The sequence below is a fragment of the Curtobacterium flaccumfaciens genome, assembly GCF_004361695.1.
Lineage (GTDB): Bacteria > Actinomycetota > Actinomycetes > Actinomycetales > Microbacteriaceae > Curtobacterium > Curtobacterium flaccumfaciens_B.
Genome location: NZ_SNVW01000012.1, coordinates 83,212 through 98,300, shown reverse-complemented (window position 1 = coordinate 98,300; position 15,089 = coordinate 83,212). Strand labels below are relative to the sequence as shown.

Annotated in this window: 16 protein-coding genes; 10 read left to right on the top strand and 6 right to left on the bottom strand. The window is 72.1% G+C overall.

What is annotated here, in order from left to right; all coding sequences use genetic code 11:
• The first annotated feature begins 44 nt into the window (after positions 1 to 44).
• From EDF64_RS15335 to EDF64_RS15325, 3 genes are read left to right on the top strand one after another with little or no spacing between them, the layout of a single operon-like run.
• Positions 45 to 1,229, top strand: a complete 1,185-nt coding sequence (locus tag EDF64_RS15335; protein WP_133520824.1) for an ROK family protein — start codon at positions 45 to 47, stop codon at positions 1,227 to 1,229.
• Positions 1,222 to 2,751 (top strand): M81 family metallopeptidase, encoded by a 1,530-nt coding sequence (locus EDF64_RS15330; protein ID WP_133520823.1) that lies wholly within the window; start codon positions 1,222 to 1,224, stop codon positions 2,749 to 2,751. The genes EDF64_RS15335 and EDF64_RS15330 overlap by 8 nt, the downstream gene beginning before the upstream one ends.
• Positions 2,748 to 3,488, top strand: a complete 741-nt coding sequence (locus EDF64_RS15325; RefSeq protein WP_133520822.1) for a copper homeostasis protein CutC — start codon at positions 2,748 to 2,750, stop codon at positions 3,486 to 3,488. Before EDF64_RS15330 ends, EDF64_RS15325 begins: the two co-directional genes overlap by 4 nt.
• A 99-nt stretch (positions 3,489 to 3,587) precedes the next feature.
• On the opposite strand, the gene EDF64_RS15320 is transcribed toward EDF64_RS15325, so the two are convergent.
• Positions 3,588 to 4,247 carry a TetR/AcrR family transcriptional regulator gene (locus tag EDF64_RS15320; protein ID WP_133520821.1) on the bottom strand — a complete coding sequence of 220 codons (660 nt, stop codon included), beginning with the start codon at positions 4,245 to 4,247 and terminating at the stop codon, positions 3,588 to 3,590.
• A 229-nt stretch (positions 4,248 to 4,476) separates the two neighbouring features.
• On the opposite strand from EDF64_RS15320, the gene EDF64_RS15315 reads away from it, so the two are divergent.
• A complete protein-coding gene (locus EDF64_RS15315) occupies positions 4,477 to 5,709 on the top strand; it encodes an MFS transporter (RefSeq protein WP_133520820.1) in 1,233 nt (410 codons plus the stop codon).
• An 18-nt stretch (positions 5,710 to 5,727) separates the two neighbouring features.
• On the opposite strand, the gene EDF64_RS18315 is transcribed toward EDF64_RS15315, so the two are convergent.
• Complete coding sequence (locus tag EDF64_RS18315) at positions 5,728 to 5,886, bottom strand: hypothetical protein (protein ID WP_166645767.1); 159 nt, start codon at positions 5,884 to 5,886, stop codon at positions 5,728 to 5,730.
• Positions 5,887 to 5,960: 74 nt separating this feature from the next.
• Entirely contained in the window at positions 5,961 to 6,587 is a 627-nt protein-coding gene (locus EDF64_RS15310; protein WP_243736414.1) for an ATP-binding cassette domain-containing protein, read from the bottom strand.
• Between the two features lie 50 nt (positions 6,588 to 6,637).
• Here EDF64_RS15310 and aztB point away from each other — a divergent pair, with 50 nt between their 5' ends.
• The 4 genes from aztB (at position 6,638) to EDF64_RS15290 (ending at position 10,824) form a co-directional block, all read left to right on the top strand.
• Positions 6,638 to 7,465, top strand: coding sequence for a zinc ABC transporter permease AztB (gene aztB, locus EDF64_RS15305; RefSeq protein ID WP_133520819.1), 828 nt, complete (start codon positions 6,638 to 6,640; stop codon positions 7,463 to 7,465).
• Positions 7,462 to 8,658: an ABC transporter gene (locus EDF64_RS15300; RefSeq protein ID WP_133520818.1), complete on the top strand. Its 1,197-nt coding sequence runs from the start codon at positions 7,462 to 7,464 to the stop codon at positions 8,656 to 8,658. The genes aztB and EDF64_RS15300 overlap by 4 nt, the downstream gene beginning before the upstream one ends.
• A gap of 86 nt (positions 8,659 to 8,744) precedes the next feature.
• Positions 8,745 to 9,614 carry a metal ABC transporter substrate-binding protein gene (locus EDF64_RS15295; RefSeq protein ID WP_133520862.1) on the top strand — a complete coding sequence of 290 codons (870 nt, stop codon included), beginning with the start codon at positions 8,745 to 8,747 and terminating at the stop codon, positions 9,612 to 9,614.
• A gap of 25 nt (positions 9,615 to 9,639) precedes the next feature.
• Positions 9,640 to 10,824: a hypothetical protein gene (locus tag EDF64_RS15290; RefSeq protein WP_133520817.1), complete on the top strand. Its 1,185-nt coding sequence runs from the start codon at positions 9,640 to 9,642 to the stop codon at positions 10,822 to 10,824.
• Between the two features lie 183 nt (positions 10,825 to 11,007).
• Here the strand turns inward: EDF64_RS15290 and EDF64_RS15285 are convergent, their stop codons facing one another.
• The 3 genes from EDF64_RS15285 to EDF64_RS15275 form a co-directional block, all read right to left on the bottom strand.
• On the bottom strand, positions 11,008 to 11,862 hold the full coding sequence (locus tag EDF64_RS15285; protein WP_133520816.1) for a LamG domain-containing protein: 855 nt from the start codon (positions 11,860 to 11,862) through the stop codon (positions 11,008 to 11,010).
• Positions 11,859 to 12,743 carry a S26 family signal peptidase gene (locus EDF64_RS18310; protein WP_166645766.1) on the bottom strand — a complete coding sequence of 295 codons (885 nt, stop codon included), beginning with the start codon at positions 12,741 to 12,743 and terminating at the stop codon, positions 11,859 to 11,861. The genes EDF64_RS15285 and EDF64_RS18310 overlap by 4 nt, the downstream gene beginning before the upstream one ends.
• Before the next feature lie 97 nt (positions 12,744 to 12,840).
• On the bottom strand, positions 12,841 to 13,494 hold the full coding sequence (locus tag EDF64_RS15275; protein WP_133520815.1) for a hypothetical protein: 654 nt from the start codon (positions 13,492 to 13,494) through the stop codon (positions 12,841 to 12,843).
• A gap of 183 nt (positions 13,495 to 13,677) precedes the next feature.
• Between EDF64_RS15275 and EDF64_RS15270 the strand changes: the two genes are divergently transcribed.
• On the top strand, positions 13,678 to 14,124 hold the full coding sequence (locus tag EDF64_RS15270) for a MarR family winged helix-turn-helix transcriptional regulator (RefSeq protein ID WP_133520814.1): 447 nt from the start codon (positions 13,678 to 13,680) through the stop codon (positions 14,122 to 14,124).
• A 37-nt stretch (positions 14,125 to 14,161) separates the two neighbouring features.
• Positions 14,162 to 14,983 carry an aldo/keto reductase gene (locus tag EDF64_RS15265; protein ID WP_133520813.1) on the top strand — a complete coding sequence of 274 codons (822 nt, stop codon included), beginning with the start codon at positions 14,162 to 14,164 and terminating at the stop codon, positions 14,981 to 14,983.
• The last annotated feature ends 106 nt before the right edge of the window (positions 14,984 to 15,089 follow it).

The window sequence follows — 15,089 nt, the reverse complement described above, 5'->3', positions numbered from 1 at the left end:
AGATCGGGTCCTCCGATCCCCTTCCGCCCGGATTGGAGAAAGTCGTGCCGGACCTCAGCGCCCGCGTCCTCGAACTGGTCGCGTCCGGGCAGGCGACCAGCCGCACCGAGATCGCATCCCTGCTCGGTGCCGCTCCGTCCACCGTGTCCCACGTGGTCGCCCAGCTGCTGTCCCACGGGTTGCTCGCCGAGGAGGGCACCGACGTCTCCACCGGCGGTCGCCCCCGCAAGGTGCTCCGGATCGGGGGCGCCGACGAGTTCGCGGTCGCCGCGGACGTCGGCGGCGGGCACGCGCGCATCGGCATCGTGCTGCCGGGAGGCGCGCTCGAGTCGGTCGCGAACGTCCCGTTCGCGCTCTCCGACGGTCCGACCGCCGGCCTGCAGCGACTGGCCGCCCTGCTCGAGCGGCTCGCCGACGACCGTGGTCGCGACGGCCTCCGCGGGGTCGGACTGAGCCTGCCGGGGCCGGTCGACGTCGAGGCCGGTGTCGTCGACCTGCCGAGCCGGATGCCCGGGTGGAACGGGTTCCCCGTCGCCTCGTGGCTGTCCGAGCGCTTCGGCCTGCCGGCGATCGTCGACAACGACGCGAACTGCATGGCCGCCGGCGAGCAGACCGTGCAGGACCCGAGCCGACGGCAGACCATCACCATCAAGGCCGGGTCGGCGATCGGCGCCGGGATCGTCATCGACGGCCGGCTGTACCGGGGCTCGACCGGCGCCGCCGGGGACATCACGCACGTCCGGATCGACGCCGCCGGCGACACCCCGTGCTCGTGCGGCAACACCGGGTGCCTCGAGACGGTGGCCTCCGGTGCCGCCCTCGTGCGGATCCTGTCGACCGCCGGGGTCGACGTGTCCTCGACCGCCGACGTCGTCCGGCTCGCCTCGGACGCGCACCCGGAGACCACTCGGGCGGTGCGGATGGCCGGCAAGTACCTGGGCGAGGTGCTCGCCGCCAACGTGAACTTCTTCAACCCGGACGCCGTCTACCTCGGCGGCATCCTCTCCACCCTCGACCCGTTCATCGCCGCCGTGCGCAGCCAGCTCTACGAGAGCTGCCACCCGCTCATGACGCAGCACCTCGCCATCGAGCCGGTGTCGCTCGGCGCCGACGCGGGGCTCGTCGGGGCCGGACAGTTCGCCCTGCAGCGGGGCCTCGCCGCCTCGCTCGAGGAACTGTCCGCGCCCATCCCGCAGTCCACCACCAGGAACAGGAGCGTCCGTGTCTGACCCCCTTACCCGTCGTCCGGTCATCGCCATCGCGGGTCTCGCGATCGAGACGTCGACCTTCACGCCGACCCGGACCCTCGCGCCGGCGTTCCACCCGGACCGCGGCGACGAGGTCGTGGCCCGGTACGGCTTCCTCGGGCCGCTGTCGTCGCGTGCGGACTTCCGCGGCGCGCTCATCGGGCACGCGCTGCCCGGCGGGATCGTCGACCGGGCGTCGTACGAGTCGCTCGCGTCGGAGATCGTCGCGCGGCTGCGGTCGATCGTCGAGGCAGAGCACGTGGACGGGCTCTGGTACGACATCCACGGCGCGATGGTCGTCGAGGGACTGGACGACGCCGAGGCGGACCTGCTCGGCCGGATCCGCGCCGTGATCGGTCCGGACGTCATCGTGTCCGCGTCGATGGACCTGCACGGCAACGTCACCGCCGAGCTCGCGCACCAGGTCGACCTCGTCACCTGCTACCGGATGGCCCCGCACGAGGACGCCCTCGAGACGAAGGAACGCGCCGTCCGGAACCTGGTCGACGTGCTCACCACCCGGCCCGTCGGCGCACAGCGCCCGGTCAAGGCGTGGATCCCGATCCCGGTGCTGCTGCCCGGCGAGCAGACCTCGACCCGCATCGAGCCCGCGGCGTCCCTCTACGCGCAGGTGCCGGAGGTCGAGGCGACCGAGGGCGTGCTCGACGCCGCGATCTGGGTCGGCTACGCGTGGGCGGACCAGCCGCGGGACCGCGCCGTCACCGTCGTCACCGGGTGGGACGCCGACGCGGTGGCCGCCGGGGCCGAGCGGCTCGCGACGGCGTTCTGGGACGCCCGCGAGGACTTCGTGTTCGTCGCACCGACCGGCTCGTTCGACGAGTGCCTCGCCGCCGCGCTCGCGCCGGGCGCCGCGAAGCCGTACTTCATCTCCGACTCGGGCGACAACCCGACCGCGGGCGGCTCGGGCGACATGACGTGGGGGCTCACCCAGGTGCTCGCTCGCCCGGAGTTCCAGGACCCGACCGGGCCGATCGTCATCTACGCGAGCGTCCCCGGTGCCGCTGCCGTGGCGACCGCGGTCGAGGCCGGCGTGGGCGCGACCGTCACCGTGACCGCGGGTGCGACGGTCGACGACGTCCACGCGGGTCCGATCACCATGACCGGCCGGGTGCACGCGATCAAGCACGGCGACCGCGACGCCGAGACCGAGGTCGTGCTGCAGGTCGGCAGCGTGTTCGCGATCCTCACGAAGCTCCGGAAGCCGTACCACCACGAGCACGACTTCACCGACCTCGACCTCACACCGCGGCAGGCCGACGTCGTGATCGTGAAGATCGGGTACCTCGAACCGGAGCTGTTCGACATGTCCGCCGACTGGATGCTCGCCCTCACGCCGGGCGGCGTCGACCAGGACCTCGAGCGCCTCGGGCACCACAGGATCGAGCGGCCGATGTTCCCCTACGATCGAGTGTTCCCGTCGGCGCCGGACCTCCGCGCCCGGATCGTCCCCGCCTCCAACGAACCGCTCGGAGCCACTGCATGAGCCACTCCCCCGTCAGCCTCGAGATCGCCGTCACCTCGCCCGCCGGGGCGGTCGTCGCGCGGGACGGCGGCGCCGACCGGGTCGAGCTGTGCGTCGGACTCGAGCTCGGTGGGCTCACCCCCTCGCAGGCCCTGGTCGAGACGACCCACGAGACCGGCATCCCGGCGCACGCGCTGGTGCGGTGCCGGCCCGGCGGCTTCGTGTACGACCGCGACGAGGTCGACCTCATGGAGCGCGAGGTCCGCACGGTCCTCCGGTCGGGCGCCGCCGGTGTGGTCGTCGGGGCACTGCGTCCGGACGGCACGCTCGACGTCGACGCCCTCCGGCGCTTCGTCGACGCGGCCCGCTCCGTGAGCGCCGTCGCCGAGGTCACCCTGCACCGGGCGATCGACCACGCGGCTGACCCCGTCGCGGCGGCCGCATCCCTGGCCGACCTCGGGTTCACCCGGGTGCTGACGTCCGGTGCCGCACCGACGGCCCTGACCGGTGCGGCGACGATCGCCCGCATGGTCGAGGCGGCCGGCCCCGTGCAGGTCATGGCGGGCGCCGGTGTCGTCCCCGCCGACGTCCCCGCGCTCGTCGCGACCGGCGTCGACGCGGTGCACCTCTCCGCGAAGCGCCCGGCGGCGGACAGCGCGCACGCCGGTGTGCCGATGGGCGGAGCGGACGACGGCTCCGCGCACTTCGTGACCGACGAGTCCGTCGTCGCCGCGGCCCGGGCGGCGCTCGACGCCTGATCGCCTGCGACAGGCACAGTGCTTGTTAACATTAACAACGCGACAGCGGGACGTTGATGGTGACGCCGTGCGCACACCGGACACCCGGCTGGCCCGTCGTCACTCGACGGGGTGCGTCACCTCGTAGCGGAACACGCGGTGCAGGTCGTCGGGCCGGATCGCCGCACCGGGCAACGGGTGGCGAACGCCGTCGGCACGGAGCCCGTCGAGCACGATGCCGAGCTGCCGACCGATGATCCGGTCGGCCTCGTCCGGGGGCAGGTTCGAGTAGCTGCCGAGCCGGAAGGCCGCGAACGTGACGTCGTTGGCCGTCACGTCCGGACGCAGGGTGCCCTCGGCCTGCGCGGCCGCGATGAGCGCGTCGAGCCGATCGGCCCACCGGGCACTGAGCTGCTGGTCGTCGTCGAGTGCGACCATCTTCCGGTTGAGTCGTGGGATGGCGGGGTGGTCCTGCAGGACGTCGATGATCGTGGTGACGAGGGCGACGACACCGTCCCATCCGGTCGGCTGCGCGGCGACGGCCGCCTCGACCCGGGCGAACTCCTCGAGCAGTCGCCCGTGCAGCTCGCGCACCACGTCGTCGATGCTCGGGAACCGGCGGTAGAGCGTGGCGGTCCCCACCCCGGCCAGTTCGGCGAGCTGCGCCATCGTGGGGTCGGCGTCGCGCACCGCGTAGTGCCGTTCGGCCGCGGCGAGGATCGCTTCGCGGCTCCGACGCACCTCGACCCGTTCGGCGCGGACGCGCTCGCCTGGGGACATGAGAGAACCCTAATCGTGGGTCTTATGTGGACGCTTGACTCCACATATCGGTCTGCCTAGGTTCTCAGTGGGACGGCCCGCACCCTAGGCGGACCGTCCTCCGCACGGTGATGCCGCCGAACCCGAACGGCGGCATCACCGGCACCGTGCTGTGCCGCCCCCGCCGCGCCGTCCCCGCCACACCGCGCCACACGGGAATGGCGTGGACACTCCGGCGCTTGAGCAGCGCATGACTTCGTCAGCAGAGCGCCGCGGGTGGCTCAGTGTCACGTCCGTCGCACTCGGATCGTTCGTCCTCGTCCTGTCCGAGTTCCTGCCGATCGGCCTGCTCCCCGCGATCGCGTCGGACCTCGACGTCGGCATCGGCACCGCCGGCCTGATGGTCGTCGCCACCGGCCTCGTCGGTGCCGTCGCCGCACCCGTCGTCACGGTGCTGACCTCCCGGATCGACCGCCGGATCGTCCTCGTGTCGCTCACCGTCCTGCTCGTGGTCGCCGACGGCCTCGCCGCGATCGCCCCGTCGTTCTGGGTCCTGCTCGGCGCCCGCATGCTCCTCGGTGTCGGCATCGGCGGCTTCTGGGCGATCGGTGCGGGGATCGCCGGCCGACTCGTCCGCTCCGACGCCGTGATCCGCGCGACCTCGCTCATCACCGCGGGCGTCTCGGTGGCCACGGTCGTGAGCCTTCCCCTCGGCGCCCTCGTGTCGTCCCTGGCGAGCTGGCGCCTGGCGTTCGTGATCGGCGGGGTGCTCGGTCTCGTCGCGCTCGGCCTGCAGCTCGCCATGCTCCCGAAGATCCCCGCCCTGCAGCAGGTGCGGTTCTCGACGCTCGGCTCGTTGCTCCGCGTCCCGCGCGCACGCGTCGGCCTCATCGCCGCCGCGTTCCTCTTCGCCGCCCAGTTCGCCGCGTACACCTACATCGCGCCGTACCTGCAGGACCTGGTGGGGGTCGGTCCGGACACCATCACGATCGCGCTGCTGGTCTTCGGCGTCGCCGGCATCGTCGGCAACTTCGCCGCCGGCTTCACGCTCGGCCGGAGCGTCCTCGGCACCATCGGCTCGGCGAAGTTCGTGCTCGCCGGAGCCGTCGTCCTGCTGCCGCTGTTGGCACACTCGATCGTCGGGGTCTTCGTCCTGCTCGTGGTGTGGGGCCTGGTCTGGGGCGCGCTGCCGCTCGGGATGCAGACGTGGATGTCGACCGCGTCACCGAGTGGTTCGGAGACCGGCCTCGCGCTGTTCGTCACCACGATCCAGCTCGCCATCGCCGCCGGATCGGTGCTCGGCGGGGCGGCGGTGTCGTCGTTCGGGCTCGCCGCGGACTTCTGGCTCGCGGGCGCCGTCGCCGTGATCGGCGCGGTCGTGCTCGTGTCGATGGGGCTGCGGCGGTCCAACGCGGCACCGACCGCCGAGCCCGTCGCGCGTGAGACGACGGCCACCGGCTCGGTCGCGGTCGCCTGCCCCTGAGTCGGCACCTGAGTCGACCTACCGTCGGCGTCCAGCGCGCGCCGCGAACGCATCGAGGGCGTGCAGGACTTCGTCGTTCCGGTACAGCACGCCGTGTCGGTACTCGTTCTTCGAAACGAGGTACCGGCTCTCCCATTCGAGGTCCTCGAAGGCGAGTCCGGGCCACGTTTCCGACATGTGATCCTTCCACCCGCCGATCTTCTGAGTTATGCAATTAGCTCAGAAAAAACTGGTCAGCGCGTCTGATCTCGTCAGCCCAACGACACCACCCGGTCCGCCGCCGCGATGCCCCCCGGGTCGTGCGCCGCGTGCACGACGACGACCCCGCGAGCGGCCTCGTCGGCGAGCGCCGCCACCACGAGCGCGGCGGACACCTGGTCGACGCCGGCGGTCGGCTCGTCGACGAGCAGGACGGGTGCCCGCTGCGCGAGTCCGAGCGCCACGAGCGCGCGCTGCCGCTGCCCGCCGGACAGTTCGTCGAGCGGCCGGTCCGCGAGTCCGTTGATCGCCAACCGCTCGAGCTGCACGTCGACGATCCGGCGGTCGTCGCGGTCGAGTGGGCGCCACCAGGCCCGACCCCGCCACCGTCCGATCGCGACGGTCGCGCGGACGGTGAGCGGAAGCGCGCCGGGCGGGACGGCCTGCATCACGAACGACGCACCGTCGGCCGGGAGGCCCGTCACGCGTCCGGCAGACGGCCGCAGCACCCCGGCGAGCACGTCGAGCAGCGTGGACTTCCCAGACCCGTTGACCCCCGTCAGCGCGGTGACGCTCCCGGCCGGGAACGTCGCGTCGAGGCCGTCGAGGACGACCCGGTCGCCGCGTCGGACGACGAGGCCGGACGTCCTGACGGCAGGGATGTCGGTCGAGGTGTGCACCTGAAGACGCTATCAGTATCGATAGTCATTTTCATGTAGCGTCACAGCTCATGGCCTGGCTCACCGACCCCTTCACTGCGGACTTCATGGTCCGCGCCCTCGTCGGCGGCACCCTCGCCGCAGTCCTCTGCGCGGTCGTCGGCACGTGGGTCCTCGTGCGCGGGATGGCCTTCCTCGGCGAAGCGCTGTCGCACGGCATGCTGCCCGGCGTCGCGATCGCCACGCTCACCGGGATCCCGACCGTCATCGGCGCCGCGGTCAGCGCCGGCGTGATGGTGGTCGGCATCGGAGCACTGAAGCGGCGGAGCGGCCTGTCGTACGACACCTCGATCGGCCTGCTCTTCGTCGGCATGCTCGCCCTCGGGGTCATCATCGTGTCGTCGTCGCGGTCCTTCGCCACGGACGTCACGGCGATCCTCTTCGGGGACGTCCTCGCCGTGACACGCGCGGACCTCGTCGGGCTGGGGATCGCCGTCGCGGTGGCCCTCGCGCTGGCTGCGGCCTTCCATCGCCCCTTCACCGCGGCGGCGTTCGACGTCCGCAAGGCCACGACCCTCGGGCTCCGCCCACGACTGGCCGAGGTCGTGCTCATCGCGCTGGTGACCCTGGCGGTCGTCGCCTCGTACCGCGCGGTCGGCACGCTCCTGGTGGTCGGGCTCCTGCTCGCCCCGGCCGCCGCCGCTCGTGCGTGGACCCGATCCGTCGCGACGACGATGCTGCTCGCCGCGGGTGTCGGCGCAGCGGCCGTGACCGCCGGGCTGCTCGTCTCGTGGCACCTCGGCACGGCAGCCGGCGCGAGCATCGCCGCGGTCGCCGTGGCCGGTGTCGCGGTGTCGCGCGTCACACGATCCGCAACACGACCTCGAGAGGCACCATGAACCCCACCACACACCGAGCATCCACGCGCGTCCTGGGCGCACTCGGTCTCGCGACCGGCCTGGCCCTCGCCGCCGCGGCCTGCTCGGCGACCGAGCCGTCGCCGGCAGCCGACGGCGCGACCGGATCCGCAGTGCCACACGGCTTCGTCGACGGGGCGACTGAGTCCCGAGAACCGCAGCTGCGCCTCCTGGCCGTCTCGGCGACCGGCGAGACGGTGCTGCACGACCTGCTCACCGCGGAGACCACGACGCTCGACCCGATCGACGCTCCCCGCCACTCCGCCACCGACGGTCGGTTCCTCGTCACCAGCGACATGGAGCGGACGACCGTCGTCGACGGCGGCGCCTGGACCGTCGACCACGGCGACCACACGCACTACTACGCGGCGGAACCGCGGGTGGTCGGCACGCTCGACGGCGGCGGACCGGTCGAGGTGCACTCGTCCGAGACCACGACCACGATCACCTGGCGAGAACGGGGCGAGGCGGTCGCGCTCGACCGCGACGCCCTTGGCCGGGGCGACGTCGAGCAGCGCGCGGCGGTCGACGCCTCGGTGCTGCTGCCGTTCGGGGAACACCTCGTCCAGGCGAACGACGACGGCGTCCGCGTCCTCGACAGTGACGGCCGAGCAGCCAGCGGGACGGCGCCGCAGGCGTGCACCGACCCGACCGGGGGGATCGTCACCCGTGCCGGCGCGGTCGTCGGGTGCGCGGACGGAGCGGTGGTCGTGGACGACGACGGTGGCACGACGTTCGTCGCGCTGCCCGACGGTGCCGAGCGCCCGACCTCCTTCGCCGCCCGGTCCGGACGGCCCACCGTCGCCGGCGTCGCCGGGGCCACCGGCGCCTGGCTGCTCGATGCACGGGACCGCTCCTGGCGGCATCTCGCCACCGAACGACCGCTCCGCACGGTCGTCGCCGTGGACGACGCCGACGAGCACGTGGTCGGCGTGGACGACCAGGGACGCGTGGTCGTGCTGACGGCCGCGACCGTCGTCGTGGCCACGACGGAGCCGCTGATCGATGCCGACGCCGACGCCGTACCACTCCTGCAGCTCGACGCCCAGCGCGCCTACCTGGCCGATCCGGAAGACGGCGTCGTGCACGAGATCGACTTCGCGGACGGCGGGCGCGTCGCTCGCACGATCGAGCTGCCGATCGCGCCCGCCGCGTTCGCCGAGGTCGGACTGTGAGCCGGCCGGAGCCGGGGACCACGCGGCGGAGGCCGTCCACCCCGTGGCCTGCCCGGTGGCCCGCCCGGACGCTCGCCGCCGCTGCGGTGCTCGTCGCGGTGACGGCCGGCACGACGGCCTGCACGTCGGCGGGGTCGGACCGGCCACTCGTGGCCGTGACGACGAACATCCTCGGCGACGTGACACGTCAGGTCGTCGGGGACGCCGCGGACGTGATGGTCCTCATGCCGCCCGGCGCCGACCCGCACTCGTTCGAGATCTCGGCGAAGGAGGCCTCCCGGCTCCGGACCGCGGACCTCGTGGTCGAGAACGGCCTCGGACTCGAAGAGGGCGTCGCCCAGCACGTGACCGCGGCCGCCGAGGACGGCGTCTCGGTGTTCACCGCCGGCGACGTGATCGACGCCCTGGAATGGACGACCGAGGACGACAGCGGCCCCGACCCGCACGTGTGGACCGACCCCGCGCGGATGGTCGACGTCGTCGAGGTGCTCGACGACGCACTCCGGGACGTCGGCATCGACGCCGCAGGGTCCGCGGCGTACCTCGACCGGCTGCACGACCTCGACCGGGACATGGTGTCCGCCTTCGCCGGCGTCCCGCAGGACCGTCGGGCGCTGGTGACGAACCACCACGTCTTCGGGTACCTCGCCGACCGGTACGGCTTTCGGGTGGTGGGCGCCGTGATCCCGAGCGGCACCACCCTGGCCTCCCCGAGCGCGGCGGACCTGCGGGACCTCGCGGACGCGATCGACGAGGCCGGTGTGTCGACGATCTTCGCGGATGCCTCACAACCGGCACGACTGGCCGAGGTGCTCGCCGACGAGGTCGACGTGCACGTGTCGATCCGCTCCCTGGCGACCGAGTCACTGACGGCCGAGGGGGACGCCTCGACCTACCTGGGGATGATGCGCTCGAACACGGCGGCGATCGTCGACGGCCTGTCGACTGGTCATTGAGAATGAGAATCAATACAGTTTCGATATGACCACGAAGAAGAAGATCATGCGGGCCGCTGCGCCCGCGGCCCTGCTCGGGGCCGCCGCCCTCGCCCTGACCGGGTGCGCGACCGACCCCGCGGACGCCGAGGCGGACCGGAACGCCACGCCGAGCGCCGACGGCACGCGGATCACGCTGACCTACGACGGCGGCCTGCTCGTGCTCGACGAGGACCTGCGGGTCGTGTCCGACGACGCGATCGACGGCTTCACCCGCGTGAACCCCGCGGGCGACGGGCGGCACGTGCTCGTGACCGTGCCGGACGGGTTCCGGGTGCTCGACACCGCCGCCGACCCGGCCCTGACCGACGCGGTGTTCCCCGCGGACACCGGCGGTCACGCGGTCGTGCACGGCGACCGCACCGCCCTGTTCGCCGACGGCAGCGGCGACGTGACCACGTTCGACAACACCGCACTCGACGGCGACGAACTGCCGGAGACCACGACCACCCGGTCCGAGGCCGCACACCACGGCGTCGCGATCGAGCTCGAGGACGGAACGCTTCTGATGACCATCGGCACCGAGGAGAGCCGCTCGGGCGTCCGGGCACTCGACGCCGACGGCGAGGAGCTCGCACGGTCCGAGGCCTGCCCGGACGTGCACGGCGAGGGTGCGGTGCGGGGCGAGGTCGCGGTGTTCGGGTGCACCGACGGCGCGCTCGTCTACGCCGACGGCGCGTTCGAGAAGATCGACGCCCCGACCGAGTACGGCCGGACCGGCAACCTGTTCACCACGGACTCCTCGTCCGTGGCGGTCGGCGACTACAACGACGACCCGGACAGCGAGGGCTACCTGCTCGACCAGATCGCGCTGATCGACGCGGCGACGGGGAAGTACAGCGTCGTGGACATGCCCGACGGCGTCGGCTTCACCTTCCGCGACCTCGCCCGCGGCCCCGGCGACGAAGCGGTGGTCCTCGGCGACGACGGCGCCCTGCACACCTTCGACGCGACCACCGGCGACCAGCTCGACTCGTTCCCCGTGATCGACGCGTGGGAAGGCCCGGCCGAGTGGCAGGACGCCCACCCGGCCCTGTGGGTCGCGGGTGACGTCGCGTACGTCACCGACCCCGCCGAGCGGACGGTGCACGCGGTCGACCTGACCACCGGGGAGGTCGTCGCCTCCAGCGACGAGCTGCCGGGCGTACCCAACGAGATCGCGGTCGCCTAGCGTCCCGCCGCGACCAGCTGCGGACTGGAGGCGCGGTGCCGGTCCCGTCGCCGGCTCGTGACCGATCCGCACGCACCGACCCTCGCGCTCAGCGACACCTCACGGCCTCTGCGGCCCGTGAGGTGTCGCTGAGCCCGTGAAGTCGTCGCCAGCGGGCAACGGCCGGCGAGCCCGCCGGCCCGGTCAGCGACCGGCCGCCGCGTGGTTCGCGACCTGCGTCGCCGACAGCACCGTGCTGTACACGGCCGCGTACCGCATCGACCCGGTGAAGAAGAAGTTCGACGGCTGCCCCGGCCACCCGGAGACGGTATCGTACCCGATGCGGAAGTAGCCGGTGTACGGCTCCGCGGCGGTGAACGCCGTGTTCGACGCGACGAGGACACCGTCGGCGTACAGGCGCATCCCGGTGCCGGCGGACAGGGTCGCGACGACGTGGTGCCACGCGCCGTCGGTGTAGGTCTTCGGCGACGTGACGACCTGCGTGGTCCCGCTGTAGGTCCCGAAGACGAGCTGGCCGGCCGTGTTGAGGTACACCTGCCGGTCGTGCTGCCCGGAGGTAGCGACCTGGTTGCTGCCGAAGCCGATGAGCATCCCGCCCGCGACGGTGGTCTTGAACCAGACCTCTTCGCTGAACGTGGTGGGGTTCGTGTACGACCGCGGCGTGGACACGAAGCTCGTCGAGCCGTTCAGCTGGTACGAGCTGCCGGTGTCCCGCGGGCAGGCGTTCGGACTCGGGGTCGTGGCGGTCATCGACCCCTGGTAGGTGCCGTTCGCGCTCCTGCCGGACCAGTCGGTGGCCGTCGACGCCCCGGTGGCCTCGGTCAGGCGGTACGCGAAGAGCGCGTTCGTGGTGTCGGCGCCGACCGCTGCCGTGCACGTGAAGTACGGCGCGGTCGCGGCGGAGTTGCCGGAGTTCGTGACCACGGCGCTGTAGGCGGAGCGGGTCGGGGAGAACGCGTTGAGGAGCGCGACGACGACGAGCCCGAGGACGAGGACGGCGGCGATCACGCGACCGTCGCGCAGGTGCTGGAGCCTCACGAGGCACGCACCGCCTCGACGCGGCCGACCGACAGGCAGAGCACGAGGGGGACGAGGCACGCGGCGATCAGCAGCGACCACCCGATCGGGCCGAGGTCGATGTTCGAGGTCAGCTGGTAGTGCCCGTTCGCCGTGAGCTCGTGGATGACCATCCGCCCGACCTGACCGTCGACGAGGTGCACGCTGTCGGCGCCCTGCGCCTCGACCCGGACGGGGAACATGCCCGACGAGACGATGGTCGCCTCGACACCGGACGGGCTCGAGGTGTTCGTGATGGTGGTCACGTTGACGAACGGCTTGAGGACGAACGCGGCGTACGAGACGGTCAGCGCGGCACCCGCGATGCGGAGGCACGAGCGGGTGACCCGGTCGGTGAAGACGCTGGTGAGCGTCCAGATGACCAGGGTGCCGATGAGCAGGAGCGGTGCCGCACGGAAGAGCCAGCCGAGGTGCGGGACGAGGAGCGCCGGGGTGCCGATGACGTCGTCCTGGGTGAGCGTCCACGGGTCGGTCGCGCCGTTGACGTCGCCGCGGGTGTGCAGCCCGCCGTCGGCGTCGACGGCGGTGATGCGGTGCGTGTAGACGACGCCGCGGTTGGCGGCGGTCTCGAAGGAGACGACGTCGCCGACGTGCAGGGTGGCGACGTCCACGGGGAGGTCGAGCACGAGCGTGCCGACCGGGGCGGCCTCGCCCATCGAGGGGGTCTCGACGACGAACCAGCGACCGCCGGCGGAGAGGAAGAGCACGGCGGCGGTGAGGAGGACCGCGGCGACGAGGGCGACCGACCAGGCGAGCACGGTCTCGAAGCGGGTGGCGGTGGGGGCGCCGAGGAGCGGACGGTCGAGCGTGCCACTGAGCGGGATCGCTGCGGTCTGGCTCATGTGCTGCTCCGTCCTGTGGGTCGACGTGGGTGGTGCGGGGTGATGGGGGGCGACGCTCGACCGGAAGGGGGTCGGCCGAGCGTCGCGGTCAAGGGGACTAGGCCGTGAAGGTCCAGGTCATCGGCACCGAGGCGGAGAGGCCCTGGTACGCGTTGCCGGCCGAGGGGTCGAGCGTCACGGCGAAGGTGAAGGGGACGCTGGCACCGGCGGCGGGGGCGGCCGGCATGGTGAAGGCCGACGCGGCGGCGCCCTTGAAGCTGGCGAGCGTGCCGTTGAAGACCGTGGTCGCGCCGGACGTGATCACGAGGTTCATCTTGGCGCACAGGTCGGTGGCGGAGCCGTTGATCGTGCCGTTGGCCGACTGGGTGCAGGTCGCGCCCGGGGTGAGCGTGAAGGTGGCGGCGTTCGCGGTGCCGGTGTTCTTGATCGAGATGGCGGTGTTGACCGTGTTGCCCGGGGTCATCGTGGTGCTGCCGCCGAACTTGTTGATGGTCGAGCAGGTCGCCGCGTTCGTGGAGACCGAACCACCGTCCGTGCTGAGGCAGGTGACCGTGGCGCCGGCGTTCTGCTCCTGCATGATGAGCGTGCCGCTCGCGGCGGTGTTGCTGCTGTTGGTGATGCTCGCCGCGAACCCGGACAGCGTGCCGGTGAGCGAGAGGGAGAGGAGGACGGCCGCGAAGATGCCCGCGAGGAGCGCGACGGGGGCGAAGCGGATCCGCTTCAGTGCGGAGGTGCGGAGCTTGTCGGACACGGGGATACCTCTTCGATCAGGGAGTCTGGGTGTGTGGTGGAGCAAGGGGTTCGGGCTCTCTTGCTTCAATGATCAAGATACTTAACGCTTGACCAAGTTAACCACTCGTAGACTGACCCCAGTGCGAGGGGTGCGCCGATCCGCGGCGGCCCCGGCGACACCGAAACGACAAGAGGAGCACCTGTGACCCGGACAGGTCAGACGGACGCAGCGGACATGCTGACGGCCTTCGACGCGGTCGTGCGCGCGAACGCGAGCCTGGTGCGCCAGCTCAGTGCCCGCGCGGGCGTGCACGAGAACGCGCTGCGTGCGCTCGTGCTCGTGAGCGACACCGGGTACTCCACACCGACAGAGGTCGCCGGGTTCCTCGGACTGACCTCGGGCGCGGTGACGAACATGATCGACCGGATGTCCAGCGCGGAACTGCTCGAGCGCGCACCGAACCCGAACGACCGGCGCGGGTCGCTCCTCCGCCTGCTACCGGCGGGCGAAGCCGTGGTCGCGGACTACCGCGAGCGCTACACCGCGGTGCTCCGGGCGGTCGACACGGCGCACGGCGGCGACCTGCTCGCGGTGCTCGGCGAGCTGGCGACGAGCCTCTACGGCTCGGCCGGCGACGCGATGCCCTGACCGACGACGCCACGGTCACGGGCGTATCGTCCGGAGCATGCCCGCTCTCATCGACACGTTCACCATGTCCAACGGCCTGCACATCCCGAAGATCGGGTTCGGCACCTGGCAGATCCCGTCCGGCAGCGACGCCTACGACGCCACGAAGACCGCGCTCGACCTCGGCTACCGGCACATCGACACCGCGCTCGCCTACGGCAACGAGGCCAGCGTCGGCGAAGCCGTCCGCGACAGCGGCGTCCCCCGCGACGAGGTCTTCATCACCACCAAGCTGCCCGCCGAGATCAAGACCGCGGCCGGCGCCCGCGAGGCCTTCGCGACGTCGAGCAGGAACCTCGACCTCGGCGTGGTCGACCTGTACCTCATCCACGCGCCGTGGCCCTGGTCGGACATGGGGTCCGACCACCGCGACGGCAACGTCGAGGTCTGGAAGGTGTTCGAGGAGCTCTACGACGCCGGCCGGACGCGCTCGATCGGCGTCTCGAACTTCACGGTCGCGGACCTCGAGGACCTGCTCGGCCGCACCGACGTCGTCCCGCACGCCAACCAGATCCGCTGGTTCATCGGCAACACGCAGGACGAGACGACCACGTTCGACCGCGAGCACGACATCCTCACCGAGGGCTACTCGCCGCTCGCCACCGGCGGCCTGCTCGAGAACGCGCAGATCCGCGAGATCGCGGCGAAGTACGACAAGAGCGTCGCGCAGGTCGCGATCCGCTACCTGCTCGAGCAGGACGTCCTCCCGCTGCCGAAGTCGACGACCCCGTCGCGGATCGCGGAGAACGCCGAAGTGGACTTCGTCCTGTCGGCCGAGGACGTGGCAGCGCTGGATGCGCTGCAGGACACGACCGACTGACGCGACCGCGGATCCAGACGCGACCACACGGCGGCCTGGAGGCGCGGTGCCAGCCCGCACCGCGCCTCCCGGCCCGCAACGGGAACAGGACACCCCCGTCGCCGGT